A 21,193-nucleotide genomic window follows, 5' to 3' on the forward strand; every position below is an offset into this window, starting at 1 on the left:
TGGCCTTCATGTTCTTGATCATGAGTTCCATGGACTCGATCTCGTCCATGTTGTACATGAACTGGCGCAGGATGCGGGTCTTCTGCAGGATCTCGGGCACCAGGAGCAGCTCTTCGCGGCGCGTGCCGCTCTTGTTGAGCTCGATGGCGGGGAACACGCGCTTTTCATACAGGCGGCGGTTCAGGTGGATTTCGCAGTTGCCGGTGCCCTTGAATTCTTCAAAGATCACTTCGTCCATGCGGCTACCGGTGTCGACCAGCGCCGTGGCGATGATGGTCAGCGAGCCACCTTCCTCGACCTTGCGCGCGGCGCCGAAGAAGCGCTTGGGGCGCTGCAGCGCGGCCGCGTCCACACCACCCGACAGCACCTTGCCGCTGGAGGGCACGACGTTGTTGTAGGCGCGGGCCAGGCGAGTGATGGAGTCAAGCAGGATCACCACGTCCTTCTTGAGCTCGACCAGGCGCTTGGCGCGCTCGATCACCATCTCGGCCACATGCACGTGGCGTGCGGCGGGCTCGTCGAAGGTGGAGGCGATGATTTCGCCCTTGACCGTGCGCTGCATTTCGGTCACTTCTTCAGGGCGCTCGTCCACCAGCAGCACCATCAGGTGCACGTCGGGGTTGTTGGCCGTGATGGCGTGGGCGATGTGCTGCATCATCACCGTCTTGCCGCTCTTGGGCGGGGCGACGATCAGGGCGCGTTGGCCACGGCCGATGGGCGCGATGATGTCGATGATGCGGCCGGTGATGTTCTCTTCGCTCTTGACGTCGCGCTCCAGGCGCATCTGCTCCTTGGGGAACAGCGGCGTCAGGTTCTCGAACATCACCTTGTGCTTGTTCTGCTCCGGCGGGCCGTCGTTGACCTTGTCGAGCTTGGTCAGGGCAAAGTAGCGCTCGCCGTCCTTCGGGGTGCGCACTTCGCCTTCGATCATGTCGCCCGTGTGCAGGTTGAAGCGGCGCACCTGGCTGGGGGAGATGTAGATGTCGTCCGTGCTGGCGGTGAAGCTCGTGTCCGGGCTGCGCAGGAAGCCGAAGCCGTCGGGCAGGATTTCCAGCACCCCGTCCGCAAACACCTGCTCTCCTGCCTTGGCGCGCTTCTTGATGATGGCAAACATCAGCTCCTGCTTGCGCATCCGGCCCGTGTTTTCGATTTCGAGTTCTTCGGCCTGCTTCAGGACTTCAGACACGTGCAGTGCCTTGAGTTCGTTTAAGTGCATGGAATGACTCCTTGGCGGAGTAGGTAGGTGTCTCGGGGGAGGTGGGCTGTTCGCCGGTGGTCTGCTGATGGCAGTCCCGGCGCGCCTGAGGATCTCTCGAACCGGCTGCCAATGCGTGCAAGCCGGTGATCTGCTGGAATTATGACAGGAAAAAATACGGGAAGGCCGGGCCGCCGCCCTCGGGCATGTGAAGAGATGCAAGCGGCGCTGAAGAAGGGGCTCTGCCGGCACCCCGGCCCGGGGTGTCGGCGAACGCTGGCTTTACGCCAGTTGCTGGTCGACGAAAGCCGTCAACTGCTCCTTGCGCATGGAGCCGATCTTGGTGGCCGACAGCTGGCCGTCCTTGAAGAACATCAGCGTGGGGATGCCGCGGATGCCGAACTTGGCAGGCGTCTCGCGGTTCTCGTCGATGTTCAGCTTGGCGACCTGCAGCTTGCCCTCATAGGCCTTGGCCAGGTCGTCGAGGTGGGGGGCGATGTCCTTGCAGGGGCCGCACCATTCGGCCCAGTAGTCCACCAGCACGGGGGTGGTGGACTGCAGTACGTCGGCTTCAAAGCTGGCGTCGGTGAGGTGCTTGATGAGTTCGCTGGCCATGGCGTATTCCTTGTATCTGGGCGGGTTGGGACCGGGGTACGTATAAAGTTGGGTCATTGTGACAGAAACCAATCCCACGTTCACCGGTGTGGCCGGGCCCTCCGATGCTATGACTGTCATAGCTAAAACCGATCAGGCCGCCCCGTGCTGGGGCCGGGTGCTGGGCGAAGTGGCCCGGCATCTGGCCGCGTGCGGCGCGCATCCGGCCCGCTCTGTGGTGCTGGTGCCGTATGCGCAGCTCATGCCCTGGGGCCAGCGCCTGTGGGCGCGCCGGCAGCCCGACAGCTTCGTGCCGCGCTTCGAGACCACGCGCAACTGGGCCCACCAGTTGGCGGTCTTCGTGCCAGAAGGCCAGGATCTGGCCAGCGATGTGGCGCGCGACACGCTCACCGCGCGCATGCTGCTGGACCAGGCCGGCCTGTCGGCCCAGTGCGATGTACTGGCCACGCCGCTGCAGGAGGCCGCCGCCCAACTGGCCCTGGCCGTGGCGGCCGTGCCGCCCGCACAGCGCGATGCCTGGGGCGCGCAGGCGCGCAGCCTGCTGCCGGTGGCGGATGAAGGCAGCGCCCTGCGCTTCGAGGCCGTGGTGGCGCGCATTGCGCTCGAATGGGCGCTGGCCTCGCGCTACGCCACCGATGTGCTGTTCGAGCCCGGCGTGCGGGCCGCCACCGATGCGCTGGTGGTGCTCGAAGGCTTCCAGGCCGAGCCCATGGCCGCCGCGCTGCTGGCCCACTGGGGCGAGCGGGCACTGGTATTGCCGCTGTATGCCCCCGGCGAGGATGGCGGGGCGCAGGGACAGATCGCCCTGCATGCGGCCACCGATGCCGAGGACGAGGCGCAACGCGCTGCCGCCTGCGTGCTGGCCCACCTGGCCGCAGGCCGCACGCCCGTGGTGCTGGCCGCCACCGACCGGGCACTGACCCGCCGCGTGCGCGCCCACCTGGGCAGCAGCGGCGTGGACGTGCGCGACGAAAGCGGCTGGACCCTGTCGACCACGCGCGCGGCCGCGCAGGTGATGGCGGGGCTGAAGGCCTGCGCCTGGGATGCCGATGCCGACGCCGTGCTTGCCTGGCTCAAGCAGGTGCCGGCATGGCAGGCCGCCACGCTCAACCAGCTGGAGAAAGCGCTGCGCAAGGCATCGCTGGCACGCTGGGATGCCGTGACCGCGCGCGACTGGAGCGCCCACCCGGCGCTGGCCGCCGCCGTGGCGCAGACCGAGACCTGGCGCGCCGGACTGCGTGCGGCGCGCCCGCTGGTGCAGTGGCTTGCGGCCCTGCGCGGCCTGCTCGAAGCCACGGGCCAGTGGGCCGTGCTTGAGGCCGATGAAGCGGGCGAGCGCGTGCTCGCCGTGCTGCGCCTGCCCGAAGGCTTGCAGGCCGAGCTCGAAGCCTGGGAGGGGGTAGGCCGGCGCATGGCGCTGGCCGAGTTCACGCGCTGGGCCGACGAGGTGCTGGAGGCCGCGCGTTTTGTGCCGCCACCGCCGCCCGGCGCGCCGGTCGTGATCCTGCCGCTGCCGCAACTGCTGGCGCGGACCTTTGCGGCCCTGGTGCTGCCGGGCTGCGACGAAAAGCGCCTGCAGCCCGCGCCCGAGCCGCCCGGCGAATGGACGCAGGCCCAGCGCGAGGCCTGGGGCCTGCCCACCCGCGAATCGCTGGAGGCCGCACAGCGCCTGGCCTGGCGCAGTGCGCTGCAGACCCCCGTGGTGGACGTGCTGTGGCGCACGGGTGACGAGGGCGGAGAACCCCTGCTGGCCAGCGCCCTGGTGCTGGCGCTGCACCTCGACGGCGCGGCGCATGCGGGCGAGGACCTGCGCCTTGTGCGCAGCGTGGCCAGCGCACCCACGGCCCGGCCGCTGCCCAGCGGCCAGGCACTGCCGGTGCACAGGCTCTCTTCCACCGCGTATTCGGACCTGCGCCACTGCCCCTACCGCTTCTTTGCGCTGCGCCAACTGGGCCTGCAGGAGGCCGAGGAATTGGGCAGCGAGGTGGACAAGCGCGATTTCGGCAACTGGCTGCACGAGGTGCTGCAGCATTTCCACGAAGGGCTGCTGGAAGCCCCGCTCGACGCGGGGCCAGCGCGCATGCGCCGGCTCGACGAATCGGCCCAGGCCGTCACGGCGCGCCAGGGCCTCACGGGGGGCGACTTTCTGCCATTTGCCGCGGGTTGGCCCCAGGTGCGCGATGGCTACCTGCGCTGGCTGGCGCAGCACGAGCAGCAGGGCGCCGCCTTTCGCCAGGCCGAACTGCGCACAACGCAGCCCCTGGGCAGCATGGAGCTGGTGGGCACCATCGACCGCATCGATGCCGTGTCGGGCACCGGCGAAGTGAGCACCCTGGTGATCGACTACAAGACCGAGAGCGACTCCGTCACGCGCCAGCGCATCGGCGCCGGGGCCGAAGACACACAACTGGCCTTCTACGCCGCGCTGCTGAGCCACGACACCCTGCGCGCGGCCTACGTCAACGTGGGCGAGCGCGGCGAGACGCAGATGCACGAGCAGGAGGAGGTGGTGGCCCTGCGCGACCTGCTGGTGGAGGGCATACAGCACGACTTCGAACGCATCGCCGCAGGCGACCCCATGCCCGCGCTGGGCGAGGGCATGGTCTGCGAATACTGCGCGGCGCGCGGCCTGTGCCGCAAGGACTTCTGGGCATGACGAACGCTGCGTACGAGCACAACGGCCAGGGCGTATCACGCGAGGCCTTCTATGCCATTGCCTGCGACCCGGCGCGCAGCGTGGCGGTCGAGGCCTGCGCGGGTGCTGGCAAGACTTGGATGCTGGTCTCGCGCATGCTGCGCGCGCTGCTCGACGGTGCTGCGCCGCACGAGATCCTGGCCATCACCTTCACCAAGAAGGCCGCGGGCGAAATGCGCCAGCGCCTGCAGGAATGGCTGGAGCAGTTCGCCGATGCACCGCTGGACCAGCTCACGGGGGAGCTCGTGGCGCGTGGCATCCACCCCGAGCGGGCGCTGGAACAGCGCGAGGCCTTGCGCGGCCTGTACCGGCAGATCCTGGGCAGCGGCCGCCCGGTGCAGATCCGCACCTTCCACAGCTGGTTTGCAGCGCTGCTGGGCACGGCGCCGCTGGCACTGCTGCAGGCCCAGGGCCTGCCGGCCAATTTCGAGCTGCTGGAGGACGATGCCGAGGCCGTGCGCGAGGTGTGGCAGCCCTTTCTGCATGCGGTGGACGGCCACGCCGGCCTGCGCGCCGACTATGAGGCGGCGGTGTTCCGCCACGGCCGCTCGCAGACGCACAAGGCGCTCGCAGCGGCGCTGTCCAAGCGCGTGGAGTTCGACCTGGCCGACGAGGCCGGCGTGGTCGATGCCTCGGTGCCGCCATTTTCCGAACACTGTCCCGAACTGGCCGGTCTGGACAGCCCCGCCGATGCGCTGCGCGGTGACCTGGTGCGCCGCCGCTGGCTCGACCGGGCCCAGGCCCTGGGGGTGGAGTCGGCCAAGACGCCGCAGAAGGCGGCGGACGCCATCGTCGACGCCTTTGCCTGCGACGACCTGGACCTGCGCCTGGACCTGCTGCGCAAGGCCCTGTTCGTGGCCAAGGAAGACCGGCTGTCGAAAAACCTGGAGAAGTTCGCCGCCGCGCAGGAGGCCGAGCCCGAGTTGCAGCGCCTGCTGCTGGCGCGCCGCCAGCACGACGCCTGGCTGCACCAGCAGCGCATGGCACGCCTGGCGCGCTGCCTCATCGCGCAGTTCGCTGCCGTCAAGAACCAGCATGGCTGGGTGGACATGAACGACGTGGAGCGCACGGCCCTGGTGATGCTGGCCGACCCGGTGCTCAGCGGCTGGGTGCAGGAGCGGCTCGATGCGCGCGTGCGCCACCTGCTGGTCGATGAATTCCAGGACACCAACCCGCTGCAGTGGCAGGCCTTGCATGCCTGGCTGTCGGGCTACGCGGGCTCGGGTGGCGGTGCCACGGCGCCCAGCGTGTTCATCGTGGGCGACCCCAAGCAGAGCATCTACCGCTTTCGCCGGGCCGAGCCGCAGGTGTTCCTGGCGGCGCAGGCCTTCGTGCGCAACGGCCTCGGTGGTGACCTGCTCAGTTGCGACCACACGCGCCGCAACGCCACGGGCGTGATCGCCGCCGTGAACGATGCCCTGGGCACGGCGCAGGCGCAGGGCGAGACCAGCGGCTTTCGCGACCACACGACCGAATCGACCGATCCCGGCGAACTGCTGCGCCTGCCGGCCATCGAGCCTCTGGAAACCAGTGGCTCTGCGGGCGGCGGCCTGCTGGCCTGGCGCGACAGCCTGACCGAGCCACGCCATGAGGCCGAGGAAACCCAGCGCATGCGCGAGTGCGATCAGGCCGCCCGCTGGGTCGCGCAGCAGATCGCCCAGGGCGTGCCGCCCAGGGAGGTGCTGGTGCTGGCGCGCAAGCGCGACCGCCTGGCCTCCATGCAGGACGCGCTGCGCGCCCTGCACCTGCCCTGCGTGCAACCCGAGAAGGCCGACCTGTTCGACGCCCCCGAGGTGCAGGACCTGGTGGCCCTGCTCGATGCCCTGGTCTCCACCGGGCACGACCTGTCGCTGGCGCGCGCGCTCAGGTCGCCGCTGTTCGGCCTGGGCGATGAGGCCCTGGTGGCCCTGGCCCTGCTGCGCCGCCAGCCCGAGCATGCCGGCCTGAGCTGGTTCGAGCTGCTGCAGCGGCCCGAACTGGTGGCTGCCACGCCGGCTGCTGCCGCCGGCCCCGTGCTCGCGCAGTACAAGGCCTGGGTCGACACCTTGCCCCCGCACGATGCGCTGCATGCCATCTATGCCGAGGGCGACGTGCTGGCCCGCTTTGCGGCGGCGGCACCGCCCACCCAGCGCGCGGCGGTGCAGGCCAACCTGCGCGCCCTGCTGGCGGCCGCGCTGCAGCACGATGGCGGGCGCTACCTCACGCCCTATGCCTTCGTGCGCGCCATGAAAAAAGGCGGCGTGCGTGCGCCCGGCCGGGTGGATGCGCAGGCCATCCGCCTGCTCACCGTGCACGGTGCCAAGGGGCTGGAGGCCGAGTGCGTGCTGCTGCTCGACACCGACACCCGGCCGCAGAAGGCCGAGACCATGGGCGTGCTGGTGGACTGGCCCGGCGAGCAGGCGGTGCCCACGGGCTTCGTCTTCCTGGCCAGCGAATCGAGCCCGCCGCCCAGCGCGGTCGATGCCCTGGCCGTGGAGCAGCAGGCGCGCCAGCGCGAGGAGCTCAACATGCTCTACGTGGCCATGACGCGGGCCAAGCACTGCCTGGCCCTGTCGTCGGTGCAGCCCACGGCGTCCGCCCCTGGCAGTTGGTGGAACCGCCTGGCCCTGCTGGTGCAGGAAGTCGTGGTGCCGGGCGACGACGGCGCCGGAGTCCTGGTGGCCGAAGCCGGCGCGGCAGAGGTCTTCACGGTGGCCGGCTTGCCCGTGCTGCCAGCGGAGCTGGGCCAGGGCCGCAAGGGCGAGTCAGGGGCGGGCCTGGTCGAAGGCTTCGGGGGCTCGAACGGGAGCGATGGCCCGGCCGAGCGGCAGGCGCGCGAGTCCACGCCTGAATCCCGCCTGGGCGAGGCCATGCACCAGTTGCTGGAGCAGGCCGGCGTGGCCGGCATGGTGCTGGCCGATCTGCGCACCCGTGGCTGGCCACCCGCGCGCCTGGCCTGCCTGGCGCAGGACCATGAGATCACCGCCGCCGCAGCCGCGCGTGCGGCGCAACTGGCCCAGCGCATTTTGGCGGGCGAGGGCGCCTGGGCCTGGGACCCGGCCGAAATGGACAGCGCCATGAACGAGGCGCCCCTGAACCACCAGGGCCAGAGCCTGCGGCTCGACCGGCTGGTGCACCGGCCGGCGGCGGCCCCGGGCGCTGGCCCTGCGCCGGGCTGGTGGGTGCTCGACTACAAGAGCGCTGCCCAGCCAGAGCGCCAACCCGGCCTGATGGCCCAGCTGCAGCGCTACCGCGAGGCGGTGCGCGCGCTGATGCCCGGCGAGCCGGTGCATGCGGCCTTCCTGACCGGTGACGGGCGCATGGTCGTGGTGCCTGCGGATTCCGGTGCGGCGGGCGGGGAGGGCGCCATGGGGCATACTCTCGCCCCCGCAGCGCCTGCGCCCGCCAGGCCCCGCCGGGCGCCGCCCGCCGTGGATGATTCCCCCCAGGGCTCGCTGTTCTGAGCCCTGCCGTTTTCCTGATTTCCGAAAGCCCACCACCATGAATGCAAGCACCTCCACCGCCCAGGACGCGGCCCCCCCGGGCCTGGCCTGTGATGTCGCCATCGTGGGCGGCGGCCCGGCCGGCCTGATGGCAGCCGAGGTGCTCGCGCAGGCGGGCGTGGCCGTGCATGTGTTCGATGCCATGCCCTCGGTGGGTCGCAAGTTCCTGTTGGCCGGCAAGGGCGGGCTCAACCTCACGCATTCCGAGCCGCACGAGACCTTTGCCACCCGCTTTGTGGGCCGCGAGAAGCAGGTCGAGCCGCTGATCACCGCCTTCGGTGGGCCGGCGGTGCGCGACTGGGCGCAGGCCCTGGGCGTGGAAACCTTCGTCGGCACCTCGGGCCGCGTGTTCCCGGCCGACATGAAGGCCGCGCCGCTGCTGCGCGCCTGGCTGCAGCGCCTGCGCAGCCAGGGCGTGCAGTTCCACATGCGCCACCGCTGGCTGGGCTGGGCCGCCGGGGTGCAGGGCGGTGCGCTGCGCTTTGCCACGCCTGCGGGCGAGGTGGCCGTGAACGCGCGTGCGACGCTGCTGGCACTGGGCGGCGGCAGCTGGGCCCGCCTGGGCTCCGACGGTGCCTGGGTGCCCCTGCTGGCTGCACGCGGCGTGGCCGTGGCGCCGCTGCGCCCGGCCAACTGCGGTTTCGACGTGGTGCGTGGCGATGTGCCCGCTGGCGAGACGCGGCGTGATTTCTTCCGTGAACTGATTGGCCGGGCGCCCACGCCTGCCGTGGGCTGGACCCCGCACTTCACCGAGCGCTTTGGCGGCCAGCCGTTCAAGACCGTGGCCATCAGCTTCACCGACAGCGAAGGGCGCAGCTTCAGCCGCCGAGGTGAGTTCGTGGCCACGGCCACGGGCGTGGAGGGCAGCCTGGTCTACGCCGTCTCGCAGCTGCTGCGCGAGGAGATCGAGGCCCATGGCCACGCCACCTTCCACCTCGACCTGCTGCCCGACCACACGCCCGAGCGCGTGCTGGTGGAGGTGCGCCACCCGCGCGGTTCGCGCTCGCTGTCCAGCCACCTCAAGAGCCGCCTGGGCCTGGATGGCATCAAGGCTGGCATCCTGTACGAGCACCTGGGCAAGGACGGCATGGCCGACCCCGTGGCACTGGCCCATGCCATCAAGGCCCTGCCCGTGACGGTGGTGGCTGCTCGGCCGCTGGATGAAGCCATCAGCACGGCCGGTGGTGTGCGCTTCGAGGCGCTGGACGCCAAGCTCATGGCGACCGCCGCGCCGGGCGTGTTCTGCGCGGGCGAGATGCTCGACTGGGAGGCCCCGACCGGCGGCTACCTGCTCACCGCGAGCATGGCCAGTGGCAAGGTGGCGGGCGAGGGCGTGTTGCGCTGGCTGGGCCAGGTCAGCGAGGGACCCTCTGCATGAACCTCGCGGATCGGTGGTAGTGCGGATCGGGATGGGCCGCAAGGCGTCTACTTGCAGCCAATAGCAGGGCTATTGGCAAGAGAAGCAACGCAGCGGACCGCCCGAGTCCGCGCTGCCAACGGCCGCAGGGATTTGTGCGGAGGGTCCCTAGAACTTGGCCCGGTAGTACAGCATCGGTCCGCCCTTGCGGGCGCGCAGCACCAGGCGTGAGCCGCTTTGCAGTTGCACGCCGACGGCGCCGAACTCCGGTGTCAGTCCGCCGGTCTTGGAGGTTGCCCACTGCACTTCCAGGCGCGTGCCGTACGAGGGCTGCTGCGCCTGCCGGATCATGCCCAGGGCGTCCGGGGTCTGCGCCCACTGCGGCGAGCGGGCCCAGGCGGAGATGTCGAGCTGGCGCCCGCTTTCCAGCCGGGACCTCCAGCGCACGCCCAGGTCCAGGCTGGCGGGGGCGGCGGCCTCCGCAGCCAGCGGCGCGGCGCCCGCCGCAGGCGCGCTCAGGCCCAGGGACAGGCCGAAGCGGGTGGGCGAAGCCGGCGTGAGCCAGCGCGTGATGTCCAGGTGCTGGGTGCTGAGGGTGTTGCTGCCTGCTCCCCCCGCCATGGCGGGGCCGCGCACAGTGCTGTCACCCATTTCGGGCAGCACGGCGCTGTGGACCTCGTAGGCCAGGGACGAGCGCGCGGACTCTTCCTTCAGGTGGGCCATGGCCTCCTCGCCGAAAAACGGGGTATCTGCTGCCGCCAGCCCCGGCCCGAGCAGCACCAGACCCAGGGTGCACACCGGGCGGCTCCATCGAGGTACCGCAAGGCCTGCCACCATGGCAGGGCGATGGAAAGGCGCCGTTGTGCGGAGGCGGGCTTGGGACACTTGCACGGTCATGGCGGTAGACATGGCAGCACCCGAAAAGGCGGATAAGCGACGTGACAAAGTGTGCGCCTGTGCCGCGCTGCAGGGAAGTGCCGAACGCCGCAAAACTGTGTCGGACAGCACCGACACGGGCAGAAATACCGCTGGAATGGGGTGGGGGATGGATTGTGCGAAGCGCGCACGCGGCGCCTGCCGATCCAAGGGCTGCGCGCAGGTGCGGCAGCAGGAAGAAGTTGACGAGCCTTACCCCCGGCACTGACTCCACAGTTAGGGCTGCTTGGTTCCCCACCTGACCCGGTTGGCCGCTTTGCCATGCGGGGAGGCCCGTCACCCGCCATTGTAGCGGGTGTGCGGGAGGCGGCCCGCTTCGATGGCCGGTTTGCCCTTGCAAGCATGGGCTTTTTTGAAGGGAACGGTGCGCCTACCCCAAACGGAACACGCTGACCAACTGTTCGAGCTTGGCGGCCTGCACGTTCAGCGACTCGGCGGCCGACGCCGCTTCTTCGACCAGGGCGGCGTTCTGCTGCGTGACCTGGTCCATGTTGGAGATGGCAACATTCACCTGGTCGATGCCCGACGACTGCTCCTGGCTCGCAGCGGCAATCTCGCTGATGATCTGCGTGACCTGCTGCACGCTCTTGACCACCTCGGTCATGGTGCTGCCGGCCTCGTCCACCAGGCGGGTGCTTTCTCCCACCTTGGTGACCGAGGCGTCGATCAGCTGCTTGATTTCCTTGGCCGCTTCGGCGCTGCGCTGTGCCAGGCCACGCACCTCGCTGGCCACCACGGCAAAGCCCCGGCCCTGCTCGCCCGCGCGCGCGGCCTCCACGGCGGCATTGAGCGCGAGGATGTTGGTCTGGAAGGCAATGCCATCGATCACGCCGATGATGTCCACGATCTTCTTGGACGAGGTGTTCACCTCGCCCATGGTGCTGACCACCTGGTTCACCACGGCACCGCCGCGCACGGCCACCTGCGATGCAGTGTTCGCCAACTGGCTGGCATGGCGTGCGTTGTCGGCGTTCTGGCGCACCGTGCTGGTCAGCTCCTCCATGGAGGCGGCGGTCTGCTGCAGCGAGCTGGCCTGCTGCTCGGTGCGTGCCGACAGGTCGTTGTTGCCCGCCGCGATCTCGGTCGATGCGGTGGCGATGGACTGCGTGCCCGAACGCACCTCGCTCACGATGTTGGCGATGCTGGTGCGCATGTCCTGCATGCCGTGCAGCAGGCTGGAGCTGTCGCCCGGCTTCAGGGCGATGTCCATCGACAGGTCGCCCTGCGCCATCCGCTCGGTGATGCGGGCCGCATAGTCGGGCTCGCCACCGAGCTGGCGCAGGATGCCGCGCGAGATCAGCATGCCCACGCCCAGCAGCAGGCCGGCCAGCGCCAGCGCGCCCAGGCCGAACTTGATGATGCGCTCGTTGACGGTCGAATTCACCGTGTCCACGTACACCCCCGAGCCGACCACCCAGCCCCAGGGCGCGAAACCCTTGACATAGGAGGCCTTGAGCACCGGGTCGGTATTGCCCGGCTTGGGCCACAGGTAGAGCACGAACCCGGCTTCGCGGGCTTTGACCACGTTCACGAACTCCACGAACAGGCGCATGCCCGTGGGGTCCTTGTTGTCCGACAGGTCCTTGCCATCGAGTTCGGGACGGATCGGATGCATCACCATCACCGGCTGCATGTCGTTGATCCAGAAATATTCGTTGCCGCTGTAGCGCATGGCGCGCAGGCTGTCCTTGGCCATCTGCTGGGCCTGGGCTTCGGGCAGCTTGCCGGCCTTGGCCTGCGCGTGGAAATGGACGATGAGGCTGTGCGCCGACTCGACGTTCTGGCGCACGCTGCTCTTGCGCTCCTCCATGATGAGGCTGCGCTCCGAGCCGAGCAGGATGGCGGTGATGAGCGCGATGCCCGCGAGCGCACAGGCAATCAGAAGGCCCATGCGCCTGGCGATGCCCATGGGTCGCCGCTGGGAGGTATCCACCATATACAGCCACCTTCCGTCGTGCGTTGGTGGCAGGCCAGCACGCTGGCTGCCTGCCTGCCTTGAAGCGCAAATGCGTTCCTGGTCCATGCTAGGCAGTGTGTTGCAGGATGTACAGAGGAACTGCCCGCAGTGTTTTCCCGGGTTGCCAGCGGCGGGTTTTGGGGGGTGAAAGCGGTTGCAAGTGGCGGCGAGCGCCGCGCAGGGGCATGCGCAGACCCCCTTAGAATCAGGCCATGTCCTATCTCGTGCTCGCCCGCAAGTACCGTCCCCGCAATTTCACGGAAATGGTGGGGCAGGAGCATGTCGTGCAGGCGCTCACGAATGCGCTCACCCAGCAGCGCCTGCACCATGCCTACCTGTTCACAGGGACGCGGGGGGTGGGCAAGACCACGGTCTCGCGCATCCTGGCCAAGTCGCTCAACTGCCAGGGGCCCGACGGCAGCGGCGGCATCACCGCCACGCCCTGCGGCGTGTGCCAGGCCTGCACCGACATCGACAGCGGCCGCTTCGTCGACTACACCGAGCTCGACGCCGCCTCCAACCGCGGCGTGGACGAGGTGCAGAGCCTGCTCGAGCAGGCCGTTTACAAGCCGGTGCAGGGGCGCTTCAAGGTCTTCATGATCGACGAAGTCCACATGCTCACCAACACGGCCTTCAACGCCATGCTCAAGACGCTGGAGGAGCCCCCCGAGTACCTCAAGTTCGTGCTGGCCACGACAGACCCGCAAAAGGTGCCGGTCACCGTGCTCAGCCGCTGCCTGCAGTTCAACCTGCGCCCCATGGCGCCCGAGACGGTGCTCGGCCACCTGACCCAGGTGCTGGCGGCCGAGAACGTGCCCGCCGAACCCCAGGCGCTGCGCCTGCTCTCGCGCGCCGCGCGCGGCTCCATGCGCGATGCGCTTTCGCTCACCGACCAGGCGATCGCCTTCGGCAGCGGCCACGTGCAGGAAGCCGGCGTGCGCCAGATGCTGGGCGCGGTGGACCGCTCCTATGTGTTCCGCCTGATCGAGGCCCTGGCGCTGGGTGACGGCAAGACGGTGGTGGAAACTGCCGATGCGCTGCGCATGAATGGCCTCTCGGCCGCCTCCACGCTGGAGGAGATGAGCGCCGTGCTGCAGCGCATGGCCGTCTTCCAGGCCGTGCCGCAGATGGTGGGCGCCGTCGATGCCGACGACCCCGAGGCCGCCGAGACCGCACGCCTGTCGGCCGCCATGCCGGCCGACGAGACGCAGCTGCTGTACAGCATGTGCCTGCACGGCCGTGGCGAGCTGGGCCTGGCGCCCGATGAATACGCGGCCCTGACCATGGTGCTGTTGCGCCTGCTGGCGTTCAAACCCCCGGCCGGCAACGGCCCGGCGGAAAAAAAAACTCTGACGCGGCCTGAGCCGGCGGCTTCGGCCCCTGTTCGCGCCCCGGCTGCGGCCCCTTTGCCGGCCGCTCCGGCCCCGGTTGCGGCGGCCGTGCAGCCAGCGGTCGCTGTGTCTGCGGCACCCGCGGCCACGCCGGTGGCCCCGCAGCCAGCGGCTGCCAGGCCCGCTGCACCGGATGTCCCAGCGCCCGCACCCGTGGCCGCAGCGCCCCGCCAGGCCACCACGGCCCTGCCGGTGCGCTCGCTGGACGACTTCGACCGGCAGCACGGCGGTGGTTCCGGTGATGAAGAGGCTGCAGGCGAGGCCGCAGACCTGTCCTCCCCCGCATCATCCTCCCCATCCGCTGCAGCCACGGCCGTGGCCGAGCGCCCGGCCGCCGATGTGATGTCGATCCCCGTGCGCAGCATGTCCGCCGAGCCCGGCGCGCGCCTGCAGCCCACGGCGCATTCACCCTCGGCGGCATCGCTGCCGGCCTCGGCCCGCTATACGCCCACCGAAGAGGGCGAGGTCTGGTACGCCACCGTGCAGCAGATGGTGGCCGCCGAGGTGATCACCGCGCTGGTGCGCGAACTGGCGCTGCAGTCGCAACTGGTGGCGCGCGACGGGTCCCACTGGCTGCTGCGCGTGGAGCGCGAGTCGCTCAACCAGCCGACGGCGCGCGAGCGCCTGCGCACTGCGCTGGAGGCGGCCGGCCATGCCACCCAGATCACCGTCGAGGTGGGCGTGGTGATCGACAGCCCCGCGCGCCGCAACGCCGCCGCTGCCGCCGAGCGCCAGCGCGTGGCCGAAGAGATCGTGATGAACGACCCCTATGTGCAGACGCTGCTGCGCGACCATGGCGCGAAAATCGTGCCGGGCAGCATCAAGCCTGCATGAGGCGTTTGCAGCAACCGATACCGATAGATCGATAGACAGACAGACAACCTCCAACCTCCAACCCAAGGACCACCACCATGTTCAACAAAGGACAACTCGCCGGCCTGATGAAGCAAGCCCAGGCCATGCAGGACAATCTGAAGAAGGCCCAGGACGAACTGGCCTTCATCGAGGTGGAAGGCGAATCCGGCGCCGGCCTCGTCAAGGTGCTCATGACGTGCAAGCACGATGTCAAGCGCATCACCATCGACCCCAGCCTGCTGGCCGAGGACAAGGACATGCTCGAAGACCTGGTGGCCGCAGCGTTCAATGCGGCCGTGCGCAAGGCGGAAGAGACTTCCAGCGAGAAGATGGGCAAGTTGACCGCAGGAATGCCAGGCCTCCCCCCCGGCATGAAACTCCCTTTTTGAGGGCTGGCTACCGAGCGGCCTTGAGGGCTGTGGTGGGCTGGCTACCGAGCGGGCAATCTGCGTCGTTGGGCGGTGCTCGCCATCCTCACGTACTTCAAGTACGTTCCGGTGGCTCCGCTCCGTCCGCCTAGCAGCTTATCCCGCTCGCTACGCCCTTGAGGGCGGGGTGTGAAGGCAGGGGCGGCGCATCGTTCGCTTTGCTCACTGGCGCCTGGCAGACTTCGGTTTTTTTACGGGCACTTGCTGCTTACACTGGCCTATGGCTTCTTCTTCTACCAACTCCCTTGACGTTTTGATCCAGGCGCTCAAGCGGCTGCCGGGGGTGGGGGTGAAGTCCGCCTCGCGCATGGCGTTCCATCTGCTGCAACATGACCGCGAAGGGGCGCAGGCCTTGTCGCGGGCGCTGCAGGATGCGGCGCTGACGGTGCACCATTGCAGCCGCTGCCACACCTTCACCGAGGCGGAGGTGTGCAGCACCTGCCTGGACCCGGAGCGCGATGCCACGCGGCTGTGCGTGGTGGAGACGCCGGCGGACCAGTCTGCGCTGGAGCGCACCGGGGCCTTCAAGGGGCTGTACTTCGTGCTCATGGGGCGGCTCAGCCCGCTCGATGGCATCGGCCCCAAGGAGATCGGGCTGCACAAGCTCATGGACCGGGCCAGCGACGGCACGGTGCAGGAGGTGATCCTGGCGACCAATTTCAATGCCGAGGGCGAGGCGACCGCGCATGTGATCAGCGAGGCGCTCAAGGCCCGGGGCCTGCACGTCACGCGGCTGGCGCGCGGCGTACCGGTGGGCAGCGAGCTGGAGTACGTGGACCTGGGCACCATTGCGCACGCGCTGGTCGACCGCCGCTGACCTGGCGCGCGTGCAAGCCCGCTTAGAATTCCCGAATACTATCAATTCAATAGCTTTCCAGGCAGGACTGGCAGGCAATACCAAGAAAGTGCAATTCCAATGAACTCCATGCACATGGCCCGTTTCACGGCGGCCTACTGGTGTGTGCTGGTGGCTGCGCTGCTGCCCATGGTGTGCTCCTACCTGGCCAAGAGCGGAGGGCTGGGGAAATCGCGCGGGCAGGGCGGTTTCGACAACAGCGACCCACGGGCCTGGCTGGCCCGGCAGACGGGTTGGCAGGCACGCGCCAATGCAGCGCAGGCCAACAGCTTCGAGGCGCTGCCGTTCTTCATCGGTGCGGTGGTCATTGCGCACCAGCTCGGAGCAGGCCAGACGCTGCTGGACCTGGCAGCCCTGCTGTGGGTGTTTCTGCGCATTTTTTACATCCTGATGTATGTGGCGGACATGCCCACCGTGCGCAGTGCGCTGTGGTCGGGCGCCTTGCTCGTCAACATCGGCATCCTGTTCATGGGATACCGCTGATCCAAAGGCCAGGTGGGCGTTCTTCGCCCTGGACCGGGCTCTCGCGGCAAGCATTTTTGGCCCCTTGCGGGCCCCGTACCACTGTCACCTACGTATTAGTCCTCAGGGGTAGTCCCTGATGCCTGCCGGGCTATGCTGAGGCACGATTGTTGCAGTGCAACAATGGCTTTTTCGCCTTTCTTTCTTCCATGCCCAGTCCCTTGCTCAGCCGCCGCGCATTTGCTGCCGTATCCGCCCTCTCGGCGGCTGCGGTGTTTGCGCCTGCCGTGCTGTCGCAGCAGGCGGCTGCGCCGGGGCTGGGCCGCGTCACGGTGGCGGTCGGCGGGCAAAACGTGCTCTACCACCTGCCGCTGGCGCTGGCCGACCTGCTGGGCTATTTCGAGAGCGAAGGGCTGCAGGTCGTGGTCTCCGACTTCGCCGGTGGCGCCATGGCGCTGCAGGCCGTTCTGAAGGGCGCAGCGGATGTGGGATCGGGCGCCTACGAGTACACCATCCGCCAGCAGGTGCGCGGCACCTACCTGCGCGCCATGGCGCTGCATGGCCGCGCGCCGCAGATCGCCATGGGCATCTCGCGCAAGGCGCTGCCGCGCTATGAAGGGCTCGCTGACCTCGCAGGCCGGCGCATCGGCGTCTCGGCCCTGGGATCGTCCACGCACCTCATGGCCATCCACCTGCTGGCGCGCGCGGGCATGCGCGAGCGCGACGTGAATTTTGTCGGCGTGGGATCGGGTGCAACCGCCGTGGCGGCGCTGCGCACGGGCCAGGTGCAGGCGCTGTGCCACGCCGATCCCATCATGACCCTGCTCGAGCAGAAGATGGACGTGCACATCGTCGGGGACATGCGCACCCTGAAGGGGTCGCAGGAACTGTTTGGCGGCAACATGCCGGCCGGTTGCCTGTATGCACCCCAGGCCTTCGTGCAAAAGCAGGCCGCGCAGGTGCAGGCTCTCACCAACGGCATCGTGCACGCGCTCAAGTGGCTGCAGACGGCCGCGCCGGCCGACCTGATCAAGGTGGTGCCGCCAGGCTACCTGCTGGGCGACCGCGGCCTGTACCTGGCCGCCTTCAGCCGCGTGCGCGAGACCTTCTCGCCCAACGGCCTGATGCCCGAAGACGGGCCTGCCACCGCGCTGCGCGTGCTGGGGCGCACCGGGGTCGAAGTGGCCGACGTGAAGGTTGACCTGGAACGCACCTACAGCAATGAATGGGTGCGCAAGGCGCGGCTGAAGTACAACGTCTGATACGGATTCGCCTTCAACCGTCTAACGTCGTTGGTTCGCCTTGTCGTGCTACAGCACTGCCTGCGGCTTCCTGCCTGGTTATACGGTCGAATGCAAATCCGTATGAAGCGGCCTGCGTTCGCCGCACACGCCGATTGCGCTTTTGGGACGGGAAGATGGCTTACATTGGCCGGCATCCGGTTTGCCGTAGTCTCGGCACACCAACTTTCTACCCACCAAGGATTTCCCCATGGCATTCTCCCTCAGCATCGGCCCGCTTGTCTCCCTGATCGCGGGCATCCTCATCCTCATCATGCCGCGCCTGCTCAGCACCATCGTGGCGATCTACCTCATCGTGATGGGTGTTCTGGGGCTCATGGGCATGCACTCGTTGAAGTTTTGAGTGCAGTTGCTGATAAAACTTCCCTGGCGTCGTTGCCTCGTCTTGCCGTACTTTCAGTACTGTCTGCGACGAGGCGCCTACCAGGAAAGTTTTTCAGCAACTCTTGAGAGCGGGGTCTGCCACTTCTGGCAAAGCCCCACCCCGCGCAGCTCAGCGCTTCTTGACTTTTGAAGGGGTGCCACCGCGCTTGGCAGGTGCCTTGGCGGTTTGCTTTCCCCGTGTCTGCACGACCGAGCGCACGTTCGCTGAGCGCACCCGTGTCGACGCTGCGGCTCGCACCGGCAGGTAGACCACGACCTGCTGGCCCAGCTTGAAGGCCGCATTGGCCTTCACATCGTTCCAGTCTGCCACGCTCGACGCACTGAGCCTGTAGCGCCGCGCCACAGAGGCCACGGTTTCGCCCTTGCGGGCGCGTACCGTGGTGCGGCGCGTCACCACTTCTGGCGCCAGGGCCAGCTGGCCGTTGTCCGCCAGGTGCGATGACACATCCTCGCGCGTGGTCACCGTGCGCGGCACCATCAGTGCCGAGCCGGCCTTGATCAGCATGCGCGGCGGGATGTTGTTCATGGCGCGCAGGTCGGCCTCGCTCATGCCGGTGCGCTGGGCCGCGTCGGCCACCGTCATGGTGGTGGGCACGGACCACACCGTCCAGCTCGCATACTGGCCTTCGCGGCGCGCCTCCAAGTTGCGCTGGAAGACCTTGGCGTTGTCCCAGGGCAGCAGGATCTGCGGCGTGCCGGCAGCCAGGATCACGGGGCGCTTGTACGAGGGGTTGAGCGCGCGAAAGTCCTCCTCGCGAATGCCCGACAGGCTGGCCACCAGCGCCACGTCGATGTCGTGGGTAATGTCCACCTTCTGGAAGTAGGGGTGGTTCTCGATCAGCGGCAGTTCGGTCTGGAACGCATCGGGATTGGCCACGATGTTCTTGACCGCCTGCAGCTTGGGCACGTACAGCCGGGTTTCGGCAGGCATGTTCAGGTCGGTGTAGCTGGTGCCCAGGCCCGCCTTCTTGTTGCGCGCAATCGCGCGGCCCACGCTGCCCTCGCCCCAGTTGTAGGCGGCCAGCGCCAGGTGCCAGTCGCCGAACATGCCGTAAAGCTTTTGCAGGTAGTCGAGCGCTGCACGGGTCGATGCCAGCACGTCGCGCCGGTCATCGCGAAAGGCGTTCTGCTTCAGGTCGAAATAACTGCCCGTGGCCGGCATGAACTGCCACATGCCGGCGGCCTTGGCGCTCGACACGGCCTGGGGGTTGAACGCACTCTCGATGTAGGGCAGCAGCGCCAGCTCGGTCGGCATGCCGCGGCGCTCCAGCTCTTCAACGATATGGAACAGGTACTTGCTCGAGCGCTCGGTCATGCGCTGGATGTAGTCGGGCCGCGTGGCATACCACTGCTCACGGTCCTGCACCAGCTCGTGCTCCAGGTCAGGCATGGCAAAGCCGCGGCGTATGCGGTCCCACAGATCGGCCGGGGTCGAAAGCGAAGCCACCCCCCCGGCATTGATCGCATCGGCCGCCGTGATGGGCTGCAAAGGTCCGTTGGGAAACAGCGGGGTGTGGGGCGCCGGGCGTGCCGGTGTGTTGCTGGTGGGGGGCGTGGAGGCGTCGGGCGTGCCTGACGCCGTGGTCGTATCGGTCCCAGTGGTGGCGCAGCCAGTCAGCCAGAGCATGCCGGCCAGGCACGCGATGTGCACAATTTTCATCGAAACTCGTTTTTCCATTGGCGCAGGGCCGCCAGTACGGCCACCGCGTCGTGTTGATCTGCCTGGGGTTCAAACCGCTGTGCCGACTGGCACACCTCGGTTTCGCGCACGCGCAGGAAGGGGTTGATACCGCGCTCTTGCGCAATGCTGGAGGGCAGGGTGGGCAGGCCACGCGCCCGCTGTGCCTCGCACCAGCCGAGGTAGTGGACCAGATCCTGGTTGCCGGGTTCCACAGCACGCGCAAATTGGAGGTTCGAGAGTGTGTATTCGTGCGCACAACACACCCTGGTGTTGCCAGGCAGGGCCGCCAGTTGGTCGAGCGAATCGAGCATCTGCGCCGGCGTGCCCTCGAACAGCCGCCCGCACCCGCCCGAGAACAGCGTGTCGCCGCAGAACAGCACCGGCGTGCCCGCCATGTCCGCGCAGTGGTAGGCGATGTGCCCCGCCGTGTGGCCCGGCACGTCCAGCACCGTGAAGTGCAGGCCGGCCACGTCTACCGTGTCGCCAGCGGCCAGGCGCACCAGCGGCCCGGGGATCTTCTCGCGCGCCGGGCCGTAGACGGTGGCGCCGGTGGCCTCGCGCAGCACATCCACCCCGCCCACGTGATCGTTGTGGTGGTGCGTGACTAGAATGGCCTGCAATCGCAGACCCAGGTCGTGCAAAGCCTTCTGTACCGGTGCGGGATCTCCCGGGTCGACCACAATGGCCTGGCGCGCGTCGTGCAGCATCCAGATGTAGTTGTCGGCAAAGGCGGGCAGCGGTAGCAGGTTCATGAGCGATCAAATTATAGGTTTGCACCATTGGTTCGATTCCCCGCCCGGCCGTTACCTGCTGGCCTGGGAGCAAGCCCGCCTGGATGAGGCGGTGGCGGACCTCTTCGGCTACCACGCCGTGCAGCTGGGCATGCCCCTGCTGGACGGTCTTCGCACCAACCGCATGCCGCACCAATGGCTGGCCCTGGGGCAGGAGGCCGTGGGCGAAGCGGGGCTGGCCGCCGAAGCCGGCTTGCGCGAGGATGGTACGCCACGCCAGGCCATTGCCCTGCTGGCCGAGCCCGTGGCCCTGCCGTTCGCCGAGGCCAGCCTCGACCTGGTGGTGATGCCCCATACCCTGGAACTGAGCATAGACCCCCACGCCGCCCTGCGCGAGGTGGCGCGCGTGCTGGTGCCCGAAGGGCGCGTGGTCATCAGCGGCCTCAACCCCATGAGCCTGTGGGGCCTGCGCCAGCGGCGTGCACGGCTGTACCGCCGCCTGGGCCACGGCACACTGTACCTGCCCGATGTGGGCGAGTTCATCGGCTACCGCCGCCTGCGCGACTGGCTGCGCTTGTTGAGCTTCGAGGTCGAATCGGCCCGGTTCGGCTGTTATTGTCCTGCGGTGCGCAGCAGCCAGTGGATAGAGCGCTTTGGCTGGCTGGACCCGCTGGGTGAGAAGTGGTGGCCGATTTTCGGGGCCGGGTACTTCCTGGTGGCCGTCAAGCGCGTGCATGGCATGCGCCTGCTGGAGCCCGGCTGGCGCACCACCCGCCAGCGCAAAGCTGCCACCGTGCCCGTGGCGCACCGCACCCCCTCGCCGCCGGGCCCCGCACACCGGCGCTGAACGCTGCGCCTTAGACTCCA

At 68.5% G+C, this 21,193-nt stretch carries 16 protein-coding genes and 1 other RNA gene; 10 read left to right on the forward strand and 7 right to left on the reverse strand.

Annotation, left to right across the window (positions count from 1 at the left end; genetic code table 11):
• Window positions 1–1,216 (reverse strand): transcription termination factor Rho (rho, locus tag U5N23_RS27130; protein WP_322595819.1); only part of this gene is annotated, 1,216 nt, incomplete at its 3' end.
• A gap of 261 nt (window positions 1,217–1,477) precedes the next feature.
• Window positions 1,478–1,810: a thioredoxin TrxA gene (gene trxA / locus U5N23_RS27135; protein ID WP_322595820.1), complete on the reverse strand. Its 333-nt coding sequence runs from the start codon at window positions 1,808–1,810 to the stop codon at window positions 1,478–1,480.
• A 109-nt stretch (window positions 1,811–1,919) separates the two neighbouring features.
• On the opposite strand from trxA, the gene U5N23_RS27140 reads away from it, so the two are divergent.
• Genes U5N23_RS27140 through U5N23_RS27150 form a run of 3 tightly spaced genes read left to right on the forward strand, consistent with a single transcriptional unit; the run spans window position 1,920 to window position 9,365 of the window.
• Window positions 1,920–4,466: a PD-(D/E)XK nuclease family protein gene (locus U5N23_RS27140; protein ID WP_322595821.1), complete on the forward strand. Its 2,547-nt coding sequence runs from the start codon at window positions 1,920–1,922 to the stop codon at window positions 4,464–4,466.
• Window positions 4,463–7,948, forward strand: coding sequence for a UvrD-helicase domain-containing protein (locus U5N23_RS27145; protein ID WP_322595822.1), 3,486 nt, complete (start codon window positions 4,463–4,465; stop codon window positions 7,946–7,948). The genes U5N23_RS27140 and U5N23_RS27145 overlap by 4 nt, the downstream gene beginning before the upstream one ends.
• Before the next feature lie 37 nt (window positions 7,949–7,985).
• A complete protein-coding gene (locus U5N23_RS27150; protein WP_322595823.1) occupies window positions 7,986–9,365 on the forward strand; it encodes a TIGR03862 family flavoprotein in 1,380 nt (459 codons plus the stop codon).
• Between the two features lie 147 nt (window positions 9,366–9,512).
• Here U5N23_RS27150 and U5N23_RS27155 read toward each other — a convergent pair whose 3' ends face one another.
• From U5N23_RS27155 to U5N23_RS27165, 3 genes are all read right to left on the reverse strand, one after another.
• Entirely contained in the window at window positions 9,513–10,181 is a 669-nt protein-coding gene (locus U5N23_RS27155) for a hypothetical protein (RefSeq protein WP_322595824.1), read from the reverse strand.
• A 280-nt stretch (window positions 10,182–10,461) separates the two neighbouring features.
• An RNA gene (gene ffs, locus U5N23_RS27160) (signal recognition particle sRNA small type) lies at window positions 10,462–10,558 on the reverse strand.
• 92 nt (window positions 10,559–10,650) lie between these two features.
• Complete coding sequence (locus tag U5N23_RS27165; RefSeq protein WP_322595825.1) at window positions 10,651–12,216, reverse strand: methyl-accepting chemotaxis protein; 1,566 nt, start codon at window positions 12,214–12,216, stop codon at window positions 10,651–10,653.
• A gap of 233 nt (window positions 12,217–12,449) precedes the next feature.
• Here U5N23_RS27165 and dnaX point away from each other — a divergent pair, with 233 nt between their 5' ends.
• From dnaX to U5N23_RS27195, 6 genes are all read left to right on the forward strand, one after another.
• Window positions 12,450–14,462, forward strand: coding sequence for a DNA polymerase III subunit gamma/tau (gene dnaX, locus U5N23_RS27170; protein WP_322595826.1), 2,013 nt, complete (start codon window positions 12,450–12,452; stop codon window positions 14,460–14,462).
• 77 nt (window positions 14,463–14,539) lie between these two features.
• Complete coding sequence (locus U5N23_RS27175; RefSeq protein ID WP_322595827.1) at window positions 14,540–14,872, forward strand: YbaB/EbfC family nucleoid-associated protein; 333 nt, start codon at window positions 14,540–14,542, stop codon at window positions 14,870–14,872.
• Between the two features lie 259 nt (window positions 14,873–15,131).
• Window positions 15,132–15,728, forward strand: a complete 597-nt coding sequence (recR, locus tag U5N23_RS27180; protein WP_322595828.1) for a recombination mediator RecR — start codon at window positions 15,132–15,134, stop codon at window positions 15,726–15,728.
• Between the two features lie 99 nt (window positions 15,729–15,827).
• Entirely contained in the window at window positions 15,828–16,250 is a 423-nt protein-coding gene (locus U5N23_RS27185; protein ID WP_322595829.1) for an MAPEG family protein, read from the forward strand.
• 188 nt (window positions 16,251–16,438) lie between these two features.
• Entirely contained in the window at window positions 16,439–17,491 is a 1,053-nt protein-coding gene (locus U5N23_RS27190; RefSeq protein ID WP_322595830.1) for an ABC transporter substrate-binding protein, read from the forward strand.
• A 229-nt stretch (window positions 17,492–17,720) separates the two neighbouring features.
• A complete protein-coding gene (locus U5N23_RS27195; protein ID WP_322595831.1) occupies window positions 17,721–17,873 on the forward strand; it encodes a DUF3096 domain-containing protein in 153 nt (50 codons plus the stop codon).
• Window positions 17,874–18,023: 150 nt separating this feature from the next.
• Here U5N23_RS27195 and U5N23_RS27200 read toward each other — a convergent pair whose 3' ends face one another.
• Together U5N23_RS27200 and gloB are read right to left on the reverse strand one after the other, a co-directional pair.
• Window positions 18,024–19,574, reverse strand: coding sequence for a transglycosylase SLT domain-containing protein (locus tag U5N23_RS27200; RefSeq protein ID WP_322595832.1), 1,551 nt, complete (start codon window positions 19,572–19,574; stop codon window positions 18,024–18,026).
• Window positions 19,571–20,347: a hydroxyacylglutathione hydrolase gene (gene gloB / locus U5N23_RS27205; RefSeq protein ID WP_322595833.1), complete on the reverse strand. Its 777-nt coding sequence runs from the start codon at window positions 20,345–20,347 to the stop codon at window positions 19,571–19,573. Before gloB ends, U5N23_RS27200 begins: the two co-directional genes overlap by 4 nt.
• On the opposite strand from gloB, the gene U5N23_RS27210 reads away from it, so the two are divergent.
• On the forward strand, window positions 20,346–21,173 hold the full coding sequence (locus tag U5N23_RS27210; RefSeq protein ID WP_322595834.1) for a class I SAM-dependent methyltransferase: 828 nt from the start codon (window positions 20,346–20,348) through the stop codon (window positions 21,171–21,173). The two genes, gloB and U5N23_RS27210, sit on opposite strands and share 2 nt — an antisense overlap.
• The last annotated feature ends 20 nt before the right edge of the window (window positions 21,174–21,193 follow it).

This window comes from Acidovorax sp. (genome assembly GCF_034519795.1).
Classification (GTDB): Bacteria; Pseudomonadota; Gammaproteobacteria; order Burkholderiales; family Burkholderiaceae_C; genus Acidovorax.